Genomic DNA, 24,718 nt, shown 5'->3' on the forward strand with positions numbered 1-24,718 from the left:
CCCCCTCCATTCGGCAGATCCCCATACCTTACTCACCCGTCCGCCACTCGTCATCAAGTGCAAGCACTCATGTTACCGTTCGACTTGCATGTGTTAAGCCTGCCGCCAGCGTTCAATCTGAGCCATGATCAAACTCTTCAATTTAAAGTTTGATGCTCAATAACTGTCTCTGACATATTCAAATGAATCTTCAGTGTCACTTATCAAGACTTAATTTTTGTCCGTAGACTTTAATCTTTTGTCTCGTAAGTGCCCACACAGATTGTCTGTTTCTTCTTTTTAAAGAGCTAACAGCTTACATCCCTCGTCAACCTTTCGTTGATTTAGTTCGCTGTCTCAAGGGTTGCGTATACTACGCTAACCTTTTTTATTTGTCAAGATCTTTTTTTTAAATTTTTGATATCACTTAATCACCAACTCTTCGTCTGCTTGTCGCTGACTGCGTGTCAGTGGGTGCGCATTATAGGGGCTTAAAAATTTCCTGCAAGTGTTAATTGCAATTTTTTTTTCGTTTGCATTTTATTTGTTCAAATCTACATGTTTAATATATTTGGCATAAACAAAATAAACATTATTTGCTATAGAAAAAACAATTCATTAAGTTAATTTACATGGTAAATATAAAGAACCTCATATTTTTAACGTGAATTTAGAATATTAATTTACATTCTAAGTTTTAAATTTAATAAAGATATTTCAAAGCACCAAGTCAAATAATAGATGATATTATCTAACGAATTGCACCAATAAGGTATTTTGCTTTATTTTTGAAAACTAGCGTTATTATTTTAGCGATGATGACACTTACGATTAAAGTTGACACTAAAAAGATTACAGCTCCCAATGATGCTAACCAACCGTTGTCGGTTTTGATTACATAACCTAGAGGAGAAATATACAATAGCTGTTCAAGTTCTAAAACAATAATTTCATGAATAAAATAGATAGGAAAACTAATATTTGCCATATAAGAAAAGAATTTATATAACTTCCCCTCATTCGTTTTATGATTCAGCCCATCTAAAAAATAAAGCGCTAATATAAATAAAACGATTTTTTGTAATGTATCATAATAAAGTTTTTCTACACCTAAATGACTCATATAGCGATAAGCAAATGGAACAAAAAAACATAAACTAAAAAGAAACACAACTAAGAATAAATTATCTTTAACTGTTTTGATAATAATTTGATAATTTTGTTTTATCATCATGCCAATTAAATAAACTGGTCCATAATGCAACAAATTTAAAATAGGTTGAGTAAAATCAGGTTTAGTAAACACCACAACCCAAAACATAGCAATCAGACCAGCTACAATTAAATTCTTTTTCGACCAAAAATATAATAAAGGAGCCATTAAATAAATAATGATAATCATCGGGATAAACCACAATGGTAGCAGTTGTGTTCCCGTCAGCATCATCCTAACTATTGAACTAACAACACTAGTTTCAGTCGATGAAAACCAAGGTAAATTAGATAAATACTGATAATGAAAAAAAACAAAGCAAAAAATAGATACTGAAATATAAGGACAAACAACAGTTTTAAACTTTGATAAATAATAAGTTTTGGTATCAAATTTATAAGTTAGATGTTGAAATAAAAAACCAGCAATTAATACAAAAAAAGTAGTGAAATTAAAGGCAAATAAATTTAAAAAAGAAAATAAATAACTATTAGCAATTAAATGAGTATTTTTAAACACACCCAAACAGTGACTAAAAACAATCATTATAATTGCAACACCACGTAATACATGTATAGAATGAATTTTTTGCGGTTTATCTGTTACCATTTTAGATACTGTGAATAATGAAATAAACTAGCGTACATTATCACATTTCTATGTAACTGAAACTACAATTTACAAAAATAAATGTCCAAACAAATAAAAAATAAAATATCATTTAAAATTAATTAATTATAAACATCTTTCTGAATTGACCGTGCAAATGAATTTGTGAATTTACCTATTTTGAACTACTCTAATGAGCAAAAACAAGTTAAATATAAAATGAATAAATAAAAAGTAAGACAAATGGCAGTCGAGCTAGCTAAAAACATAAAAGCGTAGGAAGATTTAGGTAAATTAACTGGTTTTATGAACAAACTAGTGATTGATACCGCATTAAATGAAAAAATAACCACGCATCTAGGTCATGAAAAACACCAAAAAACTAAGAAGTAACACATGTAACGGTTATAGCACAAAAACCGTTATACAAGTGATGATGGCGAGTTAGAGCTCACCATTTCACGATTATGCTCTTATCTTCTTTTTTGTTCCACTTTCATTTAAAATCGATTAATCTGTTTATTTTTACATAATCACCAATACAACTCCAGCTTGTTTAATTGCTTCTTCCAACCCTTTATCCCACATATTTTTTACTCCCTCCGTGATTATAACAACTACATAACTAGAATTAGATGTATAACTATAGCTGTTAATTTTAGGATATCAATTCAATCATAATTTGAGGATTTAAAAATTTGTTAAAAACTTTCAGGTAACTATGTGTTTCAGTATAAAAATACAGCTTATAACAGATAAATTGGGAAATTTGTAGTATTATCATTTAGTAATTTGATTAAACTAAATGGATAAGAATGATGATTTTTATAAAAATTTAAAAATAATTTATATTAAAAATCATTAAGTTACTTTTTTTATCATTAAATATTAAGAAATATATGAAATTAAATTGAACTTTTCCCCATTTAGTTTGTCTATATTAACAGATTACGTTTTTCATTTTTTGCCTTCCATTCGAGTTTTCGGGTGGATTTTTTTTTGCCTGATATTTTTTCCATTTGCATATTTTGTAAAATCCTTTCTTCTTCCATTATCTATTAATAACTACTTGCTTTAGTTTTTTGCTTATTTTTTTTGATATAATTTGCACTAATACGTATAGAAAGCTAGTATTACTAAAATTTCCATTATTTAAATAACGCCTTTTCTTTCGTTATCAAGTCTTCTTATAAATTGTTTTAAATTTTTTTGAATATTACTATTTTTAATAAAAAATTGAGTAATGAGCTGTACTTTGGTTGCGAAATAATTATGTGAGCAGAGAGATTATTATGTTATTTTCAAAAAGGATACAAGGGCACTTAATCGCATTAATGACAGTGTTTCTTTGGGGAACAACATTTATTGCAACTAAAGTTTTATTGACGGATTTTAAACCAATAGAGATCTTGTTTTTTCGATTTGGACTTGGCTATCTAGCCCTTTGGATCTTATCACCGCGCTTTTTGGCTTGGCAGGGGGTTAAGCGAGAGTTTATGTTTTTATGTGCAGGGCTGTGTGGTGTAACTTGTTACTTTTTATGTGAGAATATTGCATTAACTTATACTACAGCTTCAAATGTTGGAGTAATTACCACTTTAGCACCAATATTTACTGCAATACTATCTATTTTCTTTTTAAAAACCGAAACACCACCTAAACGTTTTTATATTGGTTGTTTATTTGCAATTATTGGTGTTGGACTAATTAGCTTTAATGGTAAGTTTGTGCTTTCGTTAAATCCACTTGGTGATCTGCTTACTATGTTGGCTTGTTTATTTTGGGCTTGTTATTCGATTTTAACTAAAAAAAGTAGCAATTATGGTTACAATACTATTTTGTTAACAAGGCGATTCTTTTTTTATGGTTTGATGTTAATGTTTCCTGTGTTATCTATCTTCGACTTTGATTGGAATTTATCACGTTTTACCGATCCCGTTAACATTTTTAATTTTTTATTCTTGGGTGTTGGTGCCTCGGCTATTTGTTTTTCATCTTGGAACTATGCTGTTAAATTAATTGGTGCAGTTAAAATTAGTATTTATTTATATTTAGTTCCAATTCTTACTATTATTGCGGCTGTTATTATTTTGAACGAACCTTTCACCTGGATTGCTGCTATCGGAACATTATTTACGCTTTGTGGTGTGTTATTGTCAGAAGGTAAAATTCGCATAAAAAGAAACTAATTAATTTTAATACTTATAAAAAGCCCAAAGGCACATGAGAGCTTTGGGTCTGAAAACGGTTTTTATATTTGAGATGGTTAATTAAGTTATTGCGTTCTTTTATCGATTGCATCCATGATAATTTGCCCTAAATGCTGATAATCTTCGTCAAAATGATGGCCTCCGGGTAATTTGAATGCTTCACCTTTCATTTCTGGCTGTAAACATCCAGTATCGTCTTTCTCTTCTTCACCATAAATACAAAATAGTTTACTCGCTGGTATGTTATTAACTTCTGGACCTGTTTTCATTTCATTACCAGATTGACCAAGCCAACCACTGATTTCAATTTCAAAATTAGCATTTTTTGAAAATGCGATCATCACAATCGCTTGAACACTATTTTGATCTGTAGTTGATAACCGGTTATAAAGTGCAGGTAAAATATCTCCACCGAATGAATAGCCTGTAAGCACGAAACGAGTTGTACCCCATTTTTCGCGATATTGTTGCATCAAATAGGCGAGATCTTTTGCACTACGCTCAACAGAACGGTGTTGCCAAAACAGTTTTAAAGCATCGACACCAACAACAGGGTAACCATGCGCTGCCATATATTCAGCAGATACTTTGTCTAAGTCACGCCATCCCCCATCGCCAGAATAATAAAGAGTAACGGTTTTAGGATGAACTTCTTTACTCGTTGCGGGTAATTCAATAACAGGTAGCTGTTGGTGATCACCAAATAAAATTGAAGATAAATGCAAACTTAAAAGCTCAACAGGTGAGGTTTGGTATTCGCCAATTCCTGTGGTGACAGCAATCTTTTTCTGTTCTCGTGGGAATACGGCAACATTTTCTTCGGGTGGATTATTCCAAATTACTTGCCACGTTCCGTGGTTAGCTTGACTTGGCAATGGATCATCACAATCTTTATGATCTAATATGAATTCTATTGATAATGCTTTAGCATCATCACTTTGCTGTTCTGCTAGCCATCGATAAGCAAAAGTGGCACCTTCTCTCATACCTGCGACAGCAAAATTAGACTCTCCTAATATGTTTACAGCTTGGTTAAAGCGATTTTTTTGCTCAGCACAAGTTGCTTGCGGTTTTAATTCAAACTGAACTAGTTTGGCGCCCATTTTTTCAGATAAGTTTAATAGTTGTTGTTCTGTAAAATGATTGTTGTTAGTTGCGACAATAATAGCCGCAGCTTCGGCTGTTTGTTTAGGTTTTGCCGATATAATAGAAAAGTCATTTTCGATTGTTATCGTTTTTACTGACGCACTATCTTGGTTTTTTATCAAATACCAACCAACAAATCCTAATAGTACTATGAGTATCATAACAATTAACAACAAAATGTAGCGTATTATTTTTTTCATATTATGATCTCTTATTCTTTTTTAATCCCGTTATTCCACCTGAAATTAGCATGGTGGTATCAATGATTGCAACTAAAGGATCAAGTCCTGCTGGTGCAGCCATATAACGTGGCTCCCAGTGTGTTGCAAACTTCTCTTTAAAGCGACGTAATCCTTGGAAGTTATAAAAACGTCCCCCCCGTCTAAAAACTAATGCACCTAGTCTTTGAATCATGGGAGCGCCTCGACGTCTTTGCATACCTGCAAGTGGAACCATCCCTAAACTGAAGAATTTAAAATCTTTTTGTTGATAATGCAAAATCAACCCAACCATTAAAAACTCCATAGTTAATTTAGGAATATCTTGGACAACACGCATTAAATCAATGCTTGCACTATAATTTTGATTTGTTTCTAGCAGATTTACAAAAGCAATAATACGACCTTCATATTTTATTGCCGCAATAGTGAAATTGTTCAAGTATTGCTCGGAAAAAGATCCTAACGAAAATTGCTTTTCTTTAGCGTGCTTGCTTTTTAACCACGCATCTGAAACGGCTTTTAATTCATCAAGTGGTGCTGTGCCTGGAGAATAAAATACTAAAGATAGACCATCTCGTTGACCACGATTCCAAGTGTAGCGAAGATCTTTATAATCTTTTGAGCTTAAATCAAATTGTTTTAAATTAACTAAGGCTTCTTCACCTAGCTTAATAGTTCTAAGACCAATATCCATATAAAAAGGTAAATTTGCTGCTTTAACTTGATAAAAAACCGGACGAAGATTATGTTGATCACACAAATCTCGAAAAGTCCAAATTAAACTAGCACGATCAGTACTGTTTCCAATTGGATCATAAAGGGCAACCATGCTTCTGCCTCGTTTGGCATACATTATAAAAGCTGTTTGTGATTCATTAAAAAGTAATGACTTATCGCCACTCATGGCAAGCCCACCTTCAGGTTGTTTTGAATCTAAAATGATTTGATAGGCTTTATTTAGCTCGTTTTGTTTTGGTTGAGTTAGAATTGGTGGCGCAGGGCGAAATAACCAAAACAACATAATAAAGCTTAACAAAATAAAACTGCCTAAAGCGGCACGAAGAGCACGCGGTACTCGGCTGTCTAATTCAAATTGCCACCATAAATCGTGACTATAAGGAATATCTTGATATATAAATAAAATTAGCCATACAAAAAGCGCAATAATGCAAAAGCAAATGACAAAGGATTTAATTGAAAAAGGTAATATGCTTAATCGACTTTTACGATAGAAAGCATGTTTAAAATGGATTAATAATATTGCTATAATTAATAATACACTGGCTTCAATCCAATGTAATCCGCGTAAAAGCGAGCAGATACTACCTAAAAATAATAAAATAATCGAAATGCCCCATGCAAAATAGAGTCTTCGTCTTACTCCTACTGCAAGTAATATGCATAAAACGCCAATTAAACTAGCAATTAGATGAGCAATATTGACTATTTTACTGGGGATAAAGGTGCTGACTAAATGGTGATTAAACCCAGGAAGTACACTTGAAAACATCATCACCACACCGGCAAAAAATACAGCTGCCGCCATGATGGGCGCTGCAATTCCTGTTTCTGTCTCTTTAACTTGAGGTGCAGTTAAAAAATGTTTTCCCTCGTTTATTAAAAGCAAAATAGCCGCCAAAATAAGGGGGATTAAAATATAAATAATGCGATAAATGATTAATGCAACGGTTAATGAAGCTATATTAATTTCGGATGAAAATGCCGCTAACATAATGGCTTCAAATACACCAACACCACCAGGAACATGACTCAACACTCCAGCTACTAACGCCAGAATATAGATCATAATAAAGGTAGCAAAATCAGGGTGTTTTGGTAAAAGGAAATAAAGTACTGCGCCAGCCAAAATGGCATCAAATAGAGTAATAATAAATTGGTAAGACGCTAAACGAAGATTAGGAAGACGGATAGGCCATCGAAATAATTGATATAATTGGGTGTTGTTATTTGGTTTTTCTGCTAATCGCTTATTTTGCAAAAAGATAAATAGCACACCATAAAAGCAAATTACGCTACATGCAATTATCCACACACTATTTGCTGATAAATGCAAAGCTAACATCGTATTTTTGGGATGAATTAAAGCGGTAATCGCTGCTAATAGTGGTAACGTGAATCCTAATGATAAGGTAACAAAAATTGACATTCTGGCAACATCAATAGTTGTTAATCCTTGTTTAAAATAGAGACGACAACGCACCGCACCACCAGATAATGCCGACAATCCGATTGCATTACCAATAGCTGAGGCACAAATTCCGCCCAGTACAATAGTTGCGGGTTTCAATTTGACACCCGCATAACGTGCAGCTGACCATTCGTAGCAGATCAACATTAAATAACTACCAATGGCAGATAAACACGAAAATAAAATTGTAGACATTGAAAGGTGATGAATAGCTCTTTTTAACTCATTAACATTAATTGTCTTAAGTAAGTGCCAACACACAATCAGTGCTATAAAAAAGATAGATAGACCAAATAGTAGAGCTATAAATTGGCGATAACGAGTGAAGTATTCTATTAACTGCCAAGGCAAAACTTTACGCGTTGATATTTTCACTTAATCAACTCCAATATTTGCTTTGATAATATTTTGATTCGCGCATTCTACCTTTCCATTTTAGTGAAAACAATCGTAAAAAAATAAAGAAACAATAAAAAAACATTAATTACTGAAATTTTACTATTAATATTGTATGTGTATTTGTTTACCTAAGATTAGATTACTCTAGAAAGAACGTTTTACCTTCTAATATTGTATCTAGACGATGGAAAATGTCTTTTTGCATGTGATAGACAATTATTTTATTGAAATTTTTATGTAAAAAAATAGCCTTTACGCTATAATCGTGTTGACTTAATTTTTAATTTGTGAAACTAGATTTTTTGTTGAAAATGTATTTGCAAAAATCGATCATTACCAAGTAATCACTATGCGATGTGGTAAGTTGACAAGAAATTGTGCTAGCAACGTTATGGTATAGCATTTGTATGATGTGGATATTAATGTAAAGGAACATTATCATGAAGTCAAAGGTACAACATGTTAGAATAAAAAATAAGAAGAATAAGAGTGGGTTAATTAAGCAGTTAGCATTAAGTTATTTTCGTTTTGTTATATGTCGATTATGCTTCTGTAGCAATTTACTGTTGATATTGCAAAAAAACCTCATCACTTTAAAATCAATTTTATTTTTGTGTTTTTGTATAGGAATTAGTCATCCTTTATTTGTATTTGGGGTATTACCTAAAGTTAAGTCAGCAAAAACCGCAAAAGAAATAGAGGGATCAGCACCTTATTTAACGTTTGATGGCGGCAAAACCCAATCATGGGATACAGATAGATTTTTAAATATTGAGCTACCTGATGGTAAGGTGCTAACACCAAAAAACAATCCCTCAACTAAAGCCAATCCGATACCATTGCCGCATGATGGTTTAAAACTTAGCGATATTAAAACGCTTATTCCATTGGGTCAAAGTGCTATTTCAATGACCGATTTGCTGAATAATAATGGTTTTTGGGCTGATAAAGATGGCGATGGTGATATTACCGCAACGGGGAATTTAACTATTATTGGTCGAGATGCCAATGGTACCGAAATGGGATTAGATGATACCTTTCAGGATTGCAATGCGCCCTATAGTGTAACAATGCAAAGTGATAATAGCATTTTATCAACGGCTTATGGCAAACCAAATTCAACTCAGATAGCAGCTAATCGCGCCACCTATTACCTAAATCCGCCTAAAGGCGCTTGTACTTATTCTGCCAAGCCTAACTTATATTTAAGTAATAGTCGAAAAAAAAATTGGGGTGGGTCAAATTATTCAGGTCCACCAAACCAATGGGATGATGCAAAAGGTTTTAAACGTCAAGATTTAAATAATCCGGCATCAAACTTTCCAACCATGGGGGCATATGGGCTATTTTTTACCATGGATATGGTTGATAGCTTAGGCAGTGATATGACGTTTGACAAATCACCAGCAACATCAGGCATTGATTTAACTATAACGGGCAATGGCAGTATTGCCAAGATTCGATTAGTCGGACCCAAAGAGGGGGCTAGCGCTGCCGAGGCAGCAACCGCAGTGCCGACGACCTTTATCTTATATTCCGATAAAGCCAAAACCAATAAAGTATATAGTTTCACCATCAAAAAATGGTTTATCGCAAGAAAGGATTATAGTGGTAGCAATCGTAGTTATGCTCAAGCTGAACAATACTGTAATCAGTTGGGCTATCAAATACCTACAGTTAATCAATTAACTAATGCTAATTCATTCTATTGGAATCAAGGTTTAGCTGGTCAAGGTAATAACTACCAACGTCGTATTGGCGGGGGATTATTGGCAGAATGGGGAGAAACTTATGACTATGCTAACATTAATGATAGCTACCCTGGTAGTAATTTCGAAAGTAATCAGATTTATTGGACTAAAAATACATATAAACCTCCATACGAAAGACCTATGAATCTTCTAGTATATTCTAATATGGGACAAGTTGGCATTTGGTCGGATGGAAATACAGTTTGTGTAAATTAAATTAGCAAAATAATATTATGAATAATAAAAATGATAAGCAACAACAGGGGATTATTCAAGCTATACAATCTTTTGTTAAACAGAAATTATCCAATGATTTTTCAGGTCATGATATGGCACACATTGAACGTGTTGTAAAGTTAGCAAAAAAGATTTTACAGCATGAACCAAAAGCGAACGGTTTTATTGTGATTGTTAGCGCTTATTTACATGATGTGATTGATGAAAAAGTGGTTGCTGATGTGAGTCAAGCAATAATGGAATTGCGTGATTATTTAACATCTCTAAAACTTACCGACACCGAAATTAAGATGATTTTTGCTATCATCGAGAATATGTCATATCGAAAAAATCTTAATAAGAAAAAAGAATTATCACTAGAAGGGCAGATTGTACAAGATGCCGATCGTTTAGATGCATTGGGTACAATTGGTATTGCTCGCACCTTTTATTATGGTGGTAATAAGCATAATGTTATGTACGATCCTAATATTTCACCACGAACTTCATTGGATGAAAATAATTATAAACATCCTAATACTGTTATTAATCATTTTTATGAAAAACTTTTTTTACTTAAAGATATGATGAATACCCCCATAGCAAAAAAGCTAGCCGAGCCAAGACATCATTTTTTAGTTCAGTTTGTTAAACAATTTGAAAAAGAATGGCAAGGAGAGGATTATTCTTACTGAAAATTAGTTTATCGATAATAGTTAGAGTATGAATAATTAATTTTTGAAAAATTTGTATAACGCCTGCCTCTTTTAAGAAGACAGGTTTTACTAAAATGGAATTGGTGTTCCAACTAATCCAAGTACAATAGGAAGAGTGATCAAGCTTAATAAAGTACTGAGCAAGGTCGCACTTGATACCAGTTCTGGATGACTATCAAATTGTACTGACATTAATGTGGTATTGGCGGCACTTGGCATTGCAGCTAGGACAATTAAAACTTGTTTATAAACAGGCTCAATTGGCATAAAGTAAACCATACAAAATGCCACAATTGGTGAAATCACCATACGTGCAAGCAAGGCAAATGAGATTTTAGGATAATCAAGCTGAGTAAGTTTTATTTTTGCCAGTTGCATGCCCAAAATAATCATGATCACTACAATTGATGCGTCACCGATCATTCCGATTGAAGTCATAATCGATTTAGATAAAGGGATGTGACACAATTGGAAAATAATACCTAAAAAAGCACCATACGCTACAGGCATGCGAATAACTTTATTAATAACGTCTTTTTGATTTACAATATCACTATGAGCGCTACCTTTAGCCGCATAGTAAATGCCTACAGTGCTCATTACAAACTGTTGTAATACCATCATTATTACGCCAAGATCAAAGCCGACTGCTCCAAAAAAGATTAATAGTACAGGAGTACCATAGTTACCATTGTTCATAAAACAGGAACTCAAAATCATTGCACAGCGCTCTTTAGCTGAATACTTCATGAGTATCGACCAAATTGAGACAATAATAACTAATGAAAAGCATAAACCAAAGACATAACCAATATAAAATAGATAATCTGTGGTTAAAATATGAGTATAAAACGTTTTAAATGCCAAAAAGGGCGATAGCACATAAAGTGACATTTTCGATAGGTTGGCGACATCAAATTTTAAGGCTTTTTGTGCGATAAAACCTACAATAAAGATACAAAAAATAGGAAATAAAATAATAAAAAATTGCATAAGTTATATCTTTTGGTTAATTAAATTAATTCATTGAATCAAAAGCTATAATGATTGATTCTCGAAGTTTTTGACATGTTTCATCATCAAGCGCTTGATTGTTTTTATCAGTTAGAATAAACAGATCTTCAATATGTTCGCCGATAGTTGCTATTTTAGCGCTCCGTAATGATAAATCTAAATTAGCAAATATTTCGCCCACACAAGCCAGCAATCCCGGTCTATCAAGTGCTATGAGCTTCATATAGGTTTGGCTGTCATTAAAGGCTGAAAGAAAGTTAACCTGAGTCGGCACTGAAAACGATCGCAATCGTTGTTTCGGTGGTTTTATGGTGACAGGTTTGTATACAGGTTGTTGTAGTGCTTTATCAAGTGCATTTACTAGACCTTGGTTTCTATCTTCTTGTACAGTCTGTCCATTAGGCTCTAATACGATAAATGTATCGAGTGCAAATCCTTTTTTATTCGTAATGATAAGTGCATCATGAATAGTTAAATTATGCATACTTAGCGTATTACACACAGTTGCAAATAGATAAGGTCTATCTGGCGAATAAATAAAAAGCTCACTACCACCATGAGATGGATTTGGATTTATGGCTACTAATGTTTTGCCCAAGTCATGTTGCAATAGAATTTTTGCATGCCATACAATTTGTTCGGTTGTATAACGGACAAAGTAGTCAATGCGATAGTTTTGCCAAAGCTCTTTAATAATTTGTTCATCATAATTTTGTTTAACTAAAATGGTTAATGCTTCTTGCTTATTTTTACGTGCAACACTTCGCTGTTCGGGTATTTGGTGTATACCAGAGTCAAAGGAATTTGCTGCACTAAGATAGAGTTCGCGCATTAAACTTTGTTTCCAATTATTCCAAAGCGTTTCGTTTGTAGCACAAACATCAGCTACTGTTAGGCATAACAAATACTGTAAGCGACGCTTACTTTTGACCAATTGAACAAATTCTCCAATTACCGCAGGGTCTTGTAAATCTCTGCTTTGAGCAGTAACAGACATCAGTAAGTGATAACGTACTAGCCAGCAAATTAAATCAGTATCTTTGGTTTCGAGTTCGTGTAGTTGACAAAATTTTTCAACTAAATGAGCGCCAATTTCCGAGTGATCGCCATGCCTACCTTTGCCAATATCATGAAATAGACCAGCAATTACCAATAATTCGAGTTTAGGTAATTTAGCAAATACTTTTGCACTATTAGGATGTTTTTGTTTGCCACTTTCGGTTTTAAGACTATCAAGTTCAAGCAGTAAGCGGATAGTATGTTCATCAACAGTGTAAGCATGGAACAGATCAAATTGCATCATCCCAGATATATGCTTCCAACCCGGTATATAGACAGAAAGTATACCGTATTTATGCATTGGTAAAATGGCTTTATTAATTGCATCTGGGTGCTTGATAATCGACATGAAAAGCACTCTTGCTTTGGCATCTTCACAAAGTAAAGTGGTTAGTGTGCGCCGAGCGGAACGTAATTGTCTAATTGTATTAGAATACAGTCCTGTAATTTGAGGATTCAACAAAATAGTGTGAAAAAGCTGCATAATCATGACGGGATCTTTTTTGAAAATGTCATTATCTTTTACATCAATTAGGTTGTCTCGAACTTGAAAATATTTATCAATATCGTAAGGTTTGTTGTGTGGATTATGTTCAAGTATAGATTCATAAAACAGTTGTAATAACATTTGATTAAGTTCAGTAATATTGTGAGCAACACGATAATAATCATGCATCATTTTCTCAACAGGAGCATTACCTTCGCCTTGATAACCTAACATGTTAGCAATGCTTAACTGACGATCGAATAACAAACGATTATCATAACGAGTTATGACACAATGAAGCGCAAAACGTATTCTCCATAAAAATTTACGACAAGTTTTAAAGTCTTCAATATCTTCAGGGGTTAAATAGTTGAAATCAGCTATTTTTTGTAGAAATTCGCCACCAAAGTGACGAATCGCTATCCATTGAATAATTTGCATATCTCGCAATCCACCTGGACTATTTTTCAAATCAGGCTCTAGGTTATAAGAGGTGCTGTGATATTGCTTATGACGTTCATGTTGTTCTTGTATTTTTGCCTTATAAAAAGCACGAGACGGCCAGATTTTATCGCTAAAAATTTGCTTGTGTAGTTCATCTAATAGTAATTGATTGCCAGAAATAAGCCTTGATTCAATCAAATTAGTCATTATTGTGATATCATTTTTTGCTTCTTGTAGACAGATTCTTAATGTTCTAACACTGTGCCCTATATCTAAATGTAAATCCCATAACAAGCGAACTAAATCACTGATCTGTTTTTCTATCTCTTTAGTCAACGGATAATCACTTAAAATTAAAATATCAATATCTGACAGTGGGTGTAATTCCGCTCGACCATAACCACCAACAGCAATCAAAGCGATACGATTACGTTTAAAGAAGGAAGAAACATGTTTAGGTATTTGATAAAAACGCCATAAGCGCTCAAGTAAACGGTCAATAAATTGACTGCGTAAATGCACTAAGGTATCAATGTCAGCTTGTTGTTCAAACTGGACCATGGACCACTGTTGAAACTCCTCAAGCTGCTGTTTTAGATATGTAATATTTATCTGTTCATCATTGAAATTAAGTGGAGAGACTGGGTAACACAAATGGGTTTTAGTCATAGATATATTATCAAATTAAGACAATTCAATAGCTATATCGTTACCCGATTTTAAATGACTGTCAAGCTACGGTTAGAAGAAAGAAAATTATTATTAATTGATATTAACAACAAAAAAGGAACAATAATTTGTTCCCTTTGTCAAAAAGTTTCAGGTAAGTATGTGTTTGAGTATAAAATTATAAAGTAAAATCGCTTAAATCATCTTCATTAATTTCAGAATCAATTTGTCCAACTAAATATGAGCTCATTTCGGCTTCTTGTGGTGCTACTTGCACATTATCGGAAACAAGCCAGTTATTAATCCATGGAATTGGATTGGATTTAGCTTCAAAAGGTAATTTTAGTCCGACCGCTTGCATACGAATGTTCGTTATATACTCGACATATTGGCATAATATATCTTTATTTAAACCAATCATTGAGCCGCCCTCAAACAGGTATTCTGCCCATTGTTTTTCTTGATTAGCGGCTTGTAAAAATAAGTTATAACAATCTTGTTCACACTCTTTGGCAATTTCAGCCATTTCGGGATCGTCTTCACCACTGCGTAGTGTGTTGATCATAAACTGAGTACCAGTTAAATGTAGCGCTTCGTCGCGGGCAATAAGTTTAATGATTTTGGCATTCCCTTCCATTAGTTCTCGTTCAGCAAAAGCAAATGAGCAGGCAAAACTAACATAGAAGCGAATAGCCTCAAGTGCATTGACACTCATTAAACATAAGTAAAGTTTCTTTTTAAGTTCACGTAAATTAATGCAAACAGTGCGATTATTGATGTTATGTTCACCCTCACCAAATAAATTATAGTAACTTGCATAGCTAATAAGATCATCATAATAACCTGCAATGTCCCCAGCACGTTTTTGAATTTCTTTATTTGTGACAATATCATCAAAAACCACAGATGGATCGTTAACGATATTACGAATGATATGAGTATATGAACGAGAATGAATGGTTTCAGAAAACGACCAAGTTTCTACCCATGTTTCCAATTCAGGTATTGAAATAAGTGGCAGTAAAGCAACATTAGGGCTACGACCTTGGATGGAATCAAGCAGAGTTTGATATTTTAAATTGCTGATAAAAATATGTTTTTCATGCTCTGGTAACGCAGCATAATCAATACGGTCTTGTGAAATATCGACTTCTTCTGGGCGCCAAAAAAAAGAAAGTTGTTTTTCAATTAGCTTTTCAAACATCTCATATTTTTGTTGATCATAACGCGCAACATTCACTGATTGTCCAAGGAACATTGGTTCTTTAAGCTGGTCGTTATGCACTTGCGAAAAGGTACTGTAATTCATACTCATAAAAGAACTCCTACTCATTTACTGTTGCTTTTACCGCTTCCTTTTGACAGTGTAAAAGGCAAGTTGAATGGGGAAATTACTAGTTTTCCCCCGATAAAAAATTGAATTTTAGCGTGTAGCTATTTAGTTTTAATCAAGGTTAAATTTTGCAAGCGCCACCTTCACAGCCATCATCCGAATGGGTTGTTGAAACAATATCACCTTGAATATCTTCAGCGCCATCGCGTGTATTATGATAATAGAGTGTTTTTACGCCAAATTTATAAGCAGTCAATAAGTCTGATAATAGCTGTTTCATGGGTACTTTATTATTTGGGAACTTAGCTGGGTCATAATTAGTATTAGCAGAAATTGATTGATCAATAAATTTCTGCATGATGCCAACTAATTGTAAATAACCAGTGTTATTTGGAATTTGCCAAAGTAATTCGTAAAAATTTTTCAGATGGTTATACTCAGGAACCACTTGTTTTAAAATACCATCTTTTGATGCTTTTACACTAATAAAACCACGTGGTGGTTCAATACCATTTGTTGCATTGGAAATTTGTGACGAAGTTTCTGATGGCATTAATGCCGATAATGTCGAATTACGAAGTCCATAGGTTTTAATTGATGCTCGTAGTGATTCCCAGTCATAGTGTAACGGCTCTTTAGTAATGGTATCTAAATCTTTTTTATAAGTATCAATAGGTAAAATACCTTGCGAATATGTGGTTTGACTAAATAATGGGCAGGCACCCTTTTCTTTAGCTAGATTATTCGATGCTTTTAGCAAATAGTATTGCATGGCTTCAAAGGTACGGTGAGTTAAATTGTTGGCACTGCCATCGGAATATTTAACCCCATGTTTTGCTAAATAATAGGCATAGTTAATAACACCAATACCTAATGTGCGACGATTTAATGAAGAATGACGAGCTGCAGGTACAGGATAATTTTGGTAATCAAGTAGTGAATCAAGAGCGCGTACCGCTAAATCGGCTAACTCTTCAAAGTCATCTAGAGATTCTATTTTACCTAAATTAAAGGCTGATAATGTGCAAAGGGCAATTTCGCCATGTTCATCATTAACGTTATTAAGCGGTTTTGTTGGCAGTGCAATTTCCATACATAAATTAGATTGATGAACAGGTGCTAATTGAGCATTAAATGGGCTGTGAGTATTACAGTGATCGACATTTTGGATATAAATACGCCCAGTTGATGCGCGCTCTTGCATTAATAATGCAAAGAGTTCAACGGCTTTAACTTCGCGTTTGCGGATATTTGGATCTTGTTCGTATTGGTGATAAAGCGTTTCAAACTTATCTTGATCGGCAAAGAAGGCATCATAAAGTCCAGGAACGTCCGATGGGCTAAATAGAGTGATATTTTCGTTTTTGATTAAACGTTGATACATTAATTTATTGATTTGTACGCCATAGTCTAAATGGCGGACACGATTTTCTTCAACGCCACGGTTGTTACGTAATACTAATAAACTTTCAACTTCTAAATGCCAAAGAGGATAGAAAACAGTTGCTGCTCCTCCTCGCACACCACCTTGCGAACAAGATTTAACCGCTGTTTGGAAATATTTATAAAATGGAATGCAGCCTGTATGAAAAGCTTCACCACCACGAATTGAACTTCCTAACGCACGAATTCGCCCTGCATTAACTCCAATTCCTGCCCGTTGTGATACATATTTAACAATAGCGCTTGCTGTGGCGTTAATAGAATCTAAACTATCATCACATTCAATTAATACGCAAGAACTGAACTGTCGAGTAGGAGTACGAACCCCCGCCATAATTGGCGTTGGTAGCGAAATTTTAAAGGTTGAAACGGCATCATAAAAGCGTTTGATATAACTAAGACGTGTATCTTTAGGATAATTAGCGAAAAGGCAAGCTGCAACTAGAATATATAAAAACTGCGCGCTTTCATAAATCTCGCCAGTGACACGATTTTGTACTAGATATTTTCCTTCAAGTTGTTTAACTGCGGCATACGAAAAAGACATATCTCGCCAGTGATCGATAATCTTATCCATTTGTTCAAATTCTTCTTGCGTATAATCTTCAAGCAAGTGTTTATCATAAAGCTCGTTATCGACCAATTTTTTAACGTGTTCATAAAGTGAAGGTGGGGTAAATTGATTAAAGGCTTTTTTACGTAAATGAAAGATTGCTAAGCGTGCGGCTAAATATTGATAGTCTGGCGCTTCTTGTGAGATCAGATCGGCTGCAGCACGAATAATTGTCTCATGAATATCCGATGTACGAATGCCATCATAAAATTGAATATGTGAACGTAATTCAACCTGAGAAACAGAAACATTTTCTAATCCTTCAGCAGCCCATGTAATAACACGGTGGATTTTATCAAGGTTTATTGGTTCTTTCTTTCCATCTCGTTTGGTAACGAGTATTGATTTATTCATTCTTTCATTCCAATGTTAAAGTATGTTTTTAATTATGATAATTGATATTTATCAAAATATACAATATGTAGTACCTATTAATTAAATTTATCACTATATGTAGTATTATTAATCAATAGTTCAGATTTATTAATTAAAATAAAACGTTATTGATTTTAATAGCTAGAATTTATTTTTTCATAAAAAATGAAAAAAAGAACTTATGCCAGTTACCGTCGTGCTGTCGATATCTTTTAATTGATTATCGGCAAAGTAAAAATTTGTGTAAAGCGATAACAAAAAATTTGAAAGCAATTTATCAGGCTACAACAGAACAGCAAGCACAAGCATTTACGCATTTTGGGTCAATTTGGGTTGAAAAGTAGGACTATACTAGCCAGTCGTAGCGTATAGGAACTGGGAAAACTCAGCACCTTGTACTTACCCGCTGACATTTGCAAAGCGAATTTACATCACCAATGCAATAGAATCTTTAAACAGTCCTATTCGCCATATCATCAAGAAATGTAAAGTTTTACAAACAGATAAATCAGTTAAAAAAGTCATTTTTTGGACAATACCACACGCTTGTAATAAATTGGCTATATCAATCCAAAACTAAAAAAAATGCTATAAGTCGGTTCATTATAAAATTTGGTGACTGAATCAACCGTCACCTTGAATAGGTAAATACACAAAATTTAGGGTAGTGCCTTTCAATCTGATTTTCTAGTTAATTTCTTAATAGCAAACGAGCAAATAGGAATAATCTCACGCTTTTCTTGCTGTAATTTTTCTACTACAAGGTCTAATAAATTATCTGCAATACCTTGACCACGATACGCAGAATCAACATAAGTATGATTAATAGTAGCTTTATCTTTCCCGACCCTTGTAAAGGTCATTTCAGCTATTTCTTTATTATTAGCATCACAAGCATAAAAACGATCATTATCTTCTAAAAAATGTAGTGTCATAAAATTACCAATATAACATTGTAATTAGTTTACTATGATTCACATCCATACTTGATAAATAAAAACTCTTTTATTATTAAAAGCAGCCTAATTCCATATCGACTCATTTTAAAGGAGTTAGTAGATAAACAAATAGGTGACTGTCATAAAATATCATTTTTACCAGTTCACCTATTAATAAAACAATCAGATATTTATCTACTACTAATTATGCTTAAATGGCACAATTAACATTTAAAATAATCGTTTGGCTGTATTGTATAGATCCATATCAAATGGACGCTTCATATTATTGATAGCATCTATAATATCGTGATGTACTAATTTACCATTTTGTACGCCAACGCTTCTACCTGCATAGCCTTGTAGCAGTAATTCAACAGCATAAGCCCCCATACGAGACCCCAAAATACGATCATAAGGGACAGGAGAACCACCACGTTGAACGTGCCCTAATACTGTGGCACGAGTTTCGTGATGAACAGCAGCTTCAATGTCTACTGCAAGTTGATTTACATCACACATATGTTCTGTAACAGTCACAATTGCATGTTTTTTACCTTTTGCAAAGCCTAGTTTAATTTCTTCGATTAGATCTTCCTTCGTATAAGAAACCTCTGGAATAATCATAAATTCACAACCACCAGCAACTGCTGCATTTAAGGTTAAATCACCACAATCTCTCCCCATTATTTCAATAACTGAAATTCGGTTATGTGAAGAACAAGTATCACGTAATCTATCGATTGCTTCAACAGCAGTACTAAGTGCAGTAAAATAACCTATAGTATAATCAGTACCACGAATATCATTATCAATAGTTCCTGGTAAACCAATACATGGAAAACCTTCTTCAGTTAATCGCATTGCGCCCATATATGAACCATCACCACCAATAACAACTAAAGCATCAATTTGATGTTTTTTTAGATTAGCAATGGCTTTTTGTCTTACAGCTTTATCTTTAAACTCTGGAAATCTAGCCGAACCAAGAAATGTACCACCACGAGTAATAATATCAGATACACTTGAACGCTTTAGTTGAACAATGCGATCTTCACAAAGTCCCATATAACCATCATAAACACCAAAAACATCCAACCCTTCTGATAATGCTGTTCTCACTACACCTCGAATAGCAGCATTCATTCCTGGAGCATCGCCACCACTGGTTAAAATACCTATTTTTTTTATCATATAAAATAACTCCAAATTATTAACTTTTAGTTATTATAGAGTCTTAACAGATATCTAACAATAGACAATAAAAGCTATTTTTGATTAAGTTTTCTACTTCATCATTTCGATGGGCACAACAGAAATTGGATCTTGATGAATAATCACCGTTGCAGGAGAAAATTCTTTAGAAATATGTTTTTCAATAGCATCAGCAATGGCATGAGCAGTGATTAAAGGCATATCATCGTCTAATTCAAGATGCAATTGAATAAATTTGAGAGGGCCTGCTTGGCGGGTCTTTAGATCATGAAAACCTCTTACATCTGGATATGAAGCAACAATTTCAGCTATTCGCAAATTATCACTATCTGGTAAAGCATGATCTAATAGGTCTTTAATTGCATTATGTGCAATGTGATAAGCATTATAACAAATATACAAAGCAATAAAAATTGCAAAGGCCGCATCAGCATAAGTAATGCCATACCAACTTAAACAAAGTGCAATTATAACAGCAATATTCAACAACATGTCGGAAGAATAATGCAACATATCGGCTTGAATAGCATTACTTTTAGTGATTTTTACAACATATCTTTGATACAAAACAAGAATGCATGTCACTACAGCAGAAACAGTTGAGACAATAATCCCCAACAAAGGTTCCTGCAGTTCATTCGGATAAATAAAAGAGCGAATGCTAGAAAGTAATAAAATTATTGCAGAACCAATAATAAACGCACTTTGTAATAATCCTGCCAAAGATTCTGCCTTGCCATGACCAAAAGTATGATCAGCATCTGCGGGCTTTAGTGCATAACGAACTAAAAAAAAGTTAACACCAGAAGCAAGTAAATCGATACTTGAATCTAATAATGAAGCAAATAAACTTATTGAACCAGTAAACCAACAAGTAATAAATTTAATTAAAATTAAGGAAATAGAGATTGAAACGGCACCTAGCGTCGCTCTTTTAACTAATTTTTCATACAAATGTGAATTTGACATTTAGTACCTATTTATTGATAGGATTCAATTCCCAAAGGAAGAACTAATTGCCGAGCAATTTCAGCTGCTTTTATTCGGCCTAACAACGCATCTATAATTTTTAAAGCAAAATCAATAGAAGTTGCGGGACCTTGGCTAGTAATAACTTTATACAACTCATCAAAATAAACTCTATCGGACTTCCAATTTTTAAACGCCTCTTTAGTGGTTGGATAACCAGTCATATATGCGTGTGGAAATAAGTTATGATGTTGTAAAACCATAGCTGGAGAAGCACAGATTGCAGCAACAATACCGCCACTTTCGTGCGTTTGTTTCAATTTTTCGATTAGCAATGGACAATCTCGAAAATTTTCAGCGCCTTTAACACCTCCAGGTAAAACAACAACATCAAAATCAATGTATTGAACATCCGAAAGTATTTTTTTGGCCAAAATGGTTACCCCTCGAGAACATTCAATTTCACGAGAATTTGAAATACTTGCAGTAGTAACTTTAATATCAGCTCGGGTTAATAAATCGATAGTGGTTACTGCTTCTGTTTCTTCACAACCATTCGATAAAAACACCAATGCTTGCTTTGTCATCATTACGCTCCTTTTGAAAAAACAACTTATTAATTTTTTAGCGAAAATGAATTATTTCACCCTTTCAATATTGGCGCCTAATTTTCTTAATTTTGCTTCAATATTGTCATAGCCTCGATCTATATGGTAAATACGATCAACAGTGGTTAAACCTTCAGCAATACAACCAGCTAAAACTAGACTCGCTGACGCCCGCAAATCCGTCGCCATCACTTGTGCACCGCTCAAGGTTTCAACACCATGGGTAATTAAGGTATTACCTTCAATTTCTGCTTTTGCACCCATGCGAATTAGCTCAGGAACATGCATAAATCGATTTTCGAAAATGGTTTCTTTAATGATTCCTGTACCTTCAGCAACCATATTTAGCAATGAGAATTGTGCTTGCATATCAGTAGGAAAACCTGGATGCGGAGCAGTATGAATGTTAACAGCTTTTGCCCTTTTTCCTTGCATATCTAAACAAATCCAATCTTCACCTACCTCAATCTTAGCACCAGCTTCCTTCAATTTAGAAAGCACCGCATCAAGTAGGGTTGGATCAGTTTTACGGCAAGTGATTTTACTTCTAGATATAGCTGCCGCAACTAAAAAAGTCCCTGTTTCAATACGATCAGGAACTATTTCATGTATACCACCACCTAAACGTTCAACCCCTTCTATCTCAATACGCATTGTACCAGCACCAGTAATTTTAGCGCCTAACATATTTAAGAATTTAGCGGTATCAACAATTTCAGGTTCACATGCTGCATTTTCGATGATAGTTTTGCCTTCAGCTAAAGTTGCGGCTGACATAATCGTAACGGTCGCGCCAACACTCACTTTATCCATGACAATATGAGTACCTTTTAGTTTTCCATTGACTGACGCTTTAACATAGCCTTCATCAAGTGCGATTGTCGCACCAAGTTGTTCAAGACCACTAATATGAAGATCAACAGGCCTTGCACCAATAGCACAACCGCCAGGTAATGAAACTTGTCCTTGCCCAAAACGAGCGACAAGAGGACCTAAAGCCCAAATTGAAGCACGCATAGTTTTTACTAGCTCATAAGGTGCACAGTAGTTATTCAGATGACCTGCATCAAGGTAAATAGAATCATTTCGTTCATATTTTACACCTAGCTGGCCTAGCAATTCCAAAGTTGTATCGATATCTTTTAATTTAGGAACATTTCGAAGTTCTACTGGTTTTTCTGCCAAAATTGCAGAAAATAAAATGGGTAGCGCAGCATTTTTTGCGCCAGAAATAACCACTTCGCCATTTAGCGATGTTGGACCTGTTACGTGAAACTTTTCCATTGTTAACTCTTATGCGTGATAAATTGGCGATTATTATAGAAGCTATTTACTAATAGTTAAATGAATTTCATTAAAAATTGAAAATATCGCTTTTTTGAGATCAATAAAAACAACTAAAAATCAATAAGTTAAAAATTTTATCTTATTTTGAATCTAGTAAATAATTACGATTAATCAATGATTGACTCAAACAAATTAGCGCCTTATAGTGAATATACTATTTTCACATACAATTTGGGTTATATGACATATACCGCAAGATGTCCTTATATCAATACGATAATATTCAGTCGAGGGAAAAATATATTTGATTCACTTGCAAAAACAAGTCAGATTAATAACAAAAATAAATTCATTAAAAAAGAACGTTTATATCTAATTTTATACTGAAACACATAGTTACCTGAAACTTTTTTACAAGTTAACTGGCATAGAGAAGTGCTCATCTTTAATAGTCACACATAATTTAATTTGCTAACATAAACGGTTTTTTAAACATTATAAAACAAACTATACAATAACATGGATTACGATATCGCAATTATAGGACTAGGACCTGCTGGCAGTACGCTAGCCCGTTTACTGAGTCCTTCATTCAAAGTCATTGCATTAGATACAAAACATAAAACGGGAAATGAAGGATTTCATAAACCTTGTGGGGGACTATTAGCAGATGATGCACAAAAAGCCTTTGCTAGGCAAAATATAAACTTACCCGCTGATATTTTAACTGATCCTCAAATTTTTAGTGTCAGAACTTATGACTTACAAACCAAACTTGTTCGCAATTATCAGCGGAGTTATGTAAGTTTTGATCGGCACAAATTTGATCTGTGGCTAAAGTCACTAATACCATCAAATGTAACCGTCCTTCATAATACACTCTGTAAAGAAGTAAGACGCATTATTGATGGTTATCAGATCACTTATCTTGATGAAAATAAAAATGAACACAACGCCACTGCTCAATATGTGGTCGGTGCTGACGGTGCCAATTCTCTGGTTAGACGAATGCGATATCCTCAACATACGATAAGACAATATGTAGCGATACAACAATGGTTTATAGAGCAACATCCAACTCCATTTAATTCTTGTATATTCGACAATGAATTAACAAATTGCTACTCGTGGAGTATTTCAAAAAATGGTTATTTTATCTTTGGCGGTGCTTTTCCTAAAAAAGTAGCGAATCAAAATTTTGAACAATTAAAAGAAAAATTGACTACACAAGGTTTTATTTTTGGCAAACCTCTCAAAACAGAAAAATGTTTAGTGGTTTATCCAAATCGGCTACGTGATTTTTATACTGGTAATGAAAATATTTTTTTAATTGGTGAAGCTGCTGGTTTTATTAGTGCAAGTTCGTTAGAAGGTATTAGCTATGCTTTAGATAGCGCTGAAATTTTAAGTAAAATATTAAATAGTGGCCATCCAAAACCTAATAAATGTTATTATCAACGTACAATACCATTACGCTTCAAACTTTATAGTAAAATTGTTAAAGCCAAACTATTAACAACTCCTTTGTGGCGTAAATTAATAATGAAAAGTAAGATTCAGCATATTGAATAACTTAAAATAAAAAAATAATAATG

General features: G+C 33.8%; 16 protein-coding genes and 1 rRNA gene. 4 read left to right on the plus strand and 13 right to left on the minus strand.

The features are described from left to right. Nucleotides 1–144: ribosomal RNA gene (locus J6569_RS02100) — 16S ribosomal RNA — on the minus strand; the annotation flags it as partial. A 586-nt stretch (nucleotides 145–730) separates the two neighbouring features. Next, a complete protein-coding gene (locus J6569_RS02105) occupies nucleotides 731–1,801 on the minus strand; it encodes an acyltransferase (protein WP_065589605.1) in 1,071 nt (356 codons plus the stop codon). Between the two features lie 1,292 nt (nucleotides 1,802–3,093). Here J6569_RS02105 and J6569_RS02110 point away from each other — a divergent pair. Beyond that, the gene (locus J6569_RS02110; protein ID WP_296317380.1) at nucleotides 3,094–3,990 is read left to right on the plus strand and encodes a DMT family transporter; all 897 of its coding nucleotides are present in this window, start codon (nucleotides 3,094–3,096) and stop codon (nucleotides 3,988–3,990) included. Between the two features lie 86 nt (nucleotides 3,991–4,076). On the opposite strand, the gene J6569_RS02115 is transcribed toward J6569_RS02110, so the two are convergent. Together J6569_RS02115 and mprF are read right to left on the minus strand one after the other, a co-directional pair. Then, nucleotides 4,077–5,357, minus strand: coding sequence for an AcvB/VirJ family lysyl-phosphatidylglycerol hydrolase (locus J6569_RS02115; RefSeq protein ID WP_296317382.1), 1,281 nt, complete (start codon nucleotides 5,355–5,357; stop codon nucleotides 4,077–4,079). Between the two features lies 1 nt (nucleotide 5,358). Then, nucleotides 5,359–7,962, minus strand: coding sequence for a bifunctional lysylphosphatidylglycerol flippase/synthetase MprF (gene mprF / locus J6569_RS02120; RefSeq protein ID WP_296317384.1), 2,604 nt, complete (start codon nucleotides 7,960–7,962; stop codon nucleotides 5,359–5,361). Nucleotides 7,963–8,426: 464 nt separating this feature from the next. On the opposite strand from mprF, the gene J6569_RS02125 reads away from it, so the two are divergent. Beyond that, nucleotides 8,427–9,953, plus strand: coding sequence for a hypothetical protein (locus tag J6569_RS02125; RefSeq protein ID WP_296317386.1), 1,527 nt, complete (start codon nucleotides 8,427–8,429; stop codon nucleotides 9,951–9,953). A 17-nt stretch (nucleotides 9,954–9,970) separates the two neighbouring features. Then, nucleotides 9,971–10,648 carry an HD domain-containing protein gene (locus J6569_RS02130; protein ID WP_296317389.1) on the plus strand — a complete coding sequence of 226 codons (678 nt, stop codon included), beginning with the start codon at nucleotides 9,971–9,973 and terminating at the stop codon, nucleotides 10,646–10,648. A 90-nt stretch (nucleotides 10,649–10,738) separates the two neighbouring features. On the opposite strand, the gene J6569_RS02135 is transcribed toward J6569_RS02130, so the two are convergent. The 9 genes from J6569_RS02135 to murA all read right to left on the minus strand — a co-directional run bounded on the left by J6569_RS02135 (nucleotide 10,739) and on the right by murA (nucleotide 23,120). Further along, nucleotides 10,739–11,662 (minus strand): AEC family transporter, encoded by a 924-nt coding sequence (locus J6569_RS02135; protein WP_296317390.1) that lies wholly within the window; start codon nucleotides 11,660–11,662, stop codon nucleotides 10,739–10,741. A 25-nt stretch (nucleotides 11,663–11,687) separates the two neighbouring features. After that, entirely contained in the window at nucleotides 11,688–14,342 is a 2,655-nt protein-coding gene (gene glnD / locus J6569_RS02140) for a bifunctional uridylyltransferase/uridylyl-removing protein GlnD (protein WP_296317392.1), read from the minus strand. A 178-nt stretch (nucleotides 14,343–14,520) separates the two neighbouring features. Beyond that, complete coding sequence (gene nrdB, locus J6569_RS02145; protein WP_065608766.1) at nucleotides 14,521–15,651, minus strand: class Ia ribonucleoside-diphosphate reductase subunit beta; 1,131 nt, start codon at nucleotides 15,649–15,651, stop codon at nucleotides 14,521–14,523. A gap of 145 nt (nucleotides 15,652–15,796) precedes the next feature. Then, entirely contained in the window at nucleotides 15,797–18,085 is a 2,289-nt protein-coding gene (gene nrdA, locus J6569_RS02150; protein WP_065609268.1) for a class 1a ribonucleoside-diphosphate reductase subunit alpha, read from the minus strand. A gap of 695 nt (nucleotides 18,086–18,780) precedes the next feature. Then, complete coding sequence (locus J6569_RS02155; protein ID WP_034914455.1) at nucleotides 18,781–19,041, minus strand: GNAT family N-acetyltransferase; 261 nt, start codon at nucleotides 19,039–19,041, stop codon at nucleotides 18,781–18,783. A 234-nt stretch (nucleotides 19,042–19,275) separates the two neighbouring features. Then, the gene (pfkA, locus tag J6569_RS02160; protein WP_034914458.1) at nucleotides 19,276–20,238 is read right to left on the minus strand and encodes a 6-phosphofructokinase; all 963 of its coding nucleotides are present in this window, start codon (nucleotides 20,236–20,238) and stop codon (nucleotides 19,276–19,278) included. A gap of 93 nt (nucleotides 20,239–20,331) precedes the next feature. After that, entirely contained in the window at nucleotides 20,332–21,228 is an 897-nt protein-coding gene (locus J6569_RS02165) for a cation diffusion facilitator family transporter (RefSeq protein ID WP_065589615.1), read from the minus strand. An 11-nt stretch (nucleotides 21,229–21,239) separates the two neighbouring features. Next, a complete protein-coding gene (locus J6569_RS02170; protein WP_366941226.1) occupies nucleotides 21,240–21,815 on the minus strand; it encodes a DJ-1 family glyoxalase III in 576 nt (191 codons plus the stop codon). Nucleotides 21,816–21,866: 51 nt separating this feature from the next. Further along, on the minus strand, nucleotides 21,867–23,120 hold the full coding sequence (gene murA, locus J6569_RS02175) for a UDP-N-acetylglucosamine 1-carboxyvinyltransferase (RefSeq protein WP_174798879.1): 1,254 nt from the start codon (nucleotides 23,118–23,120) through the stop codon (nucleotides 21,867–21,869). A gap of 522 nt (nucleotides 23,121–23,642) precedes the next feature. Here murA and J6569_RS02180 point away from each other — a divergent pair. Next, the gene (locus tag J6569_RS02180; RefSeq protein ID WP_296317397.1) at nucleotides 23,643–24,695 is read left to right on the plus strand and encodes an FAD-binding protein; all 1,053 of its coding nucleotides are present in this window, start codon (nucleotides 23,643–23,645) and stop codon (nucleotides 24,693–24,695) included. Nucleotides 24,696–24,718 lie beyond the last annotated feature (23 nt).

This window comes from Gilliamella sp., assembly GCF_024104075.1.
GTDB lineage: Bacteria > Pseudomonadota > Gammaproteobacteria > Enterobacterales > Orbaceae > Gilliamella > Gilliamella bombi.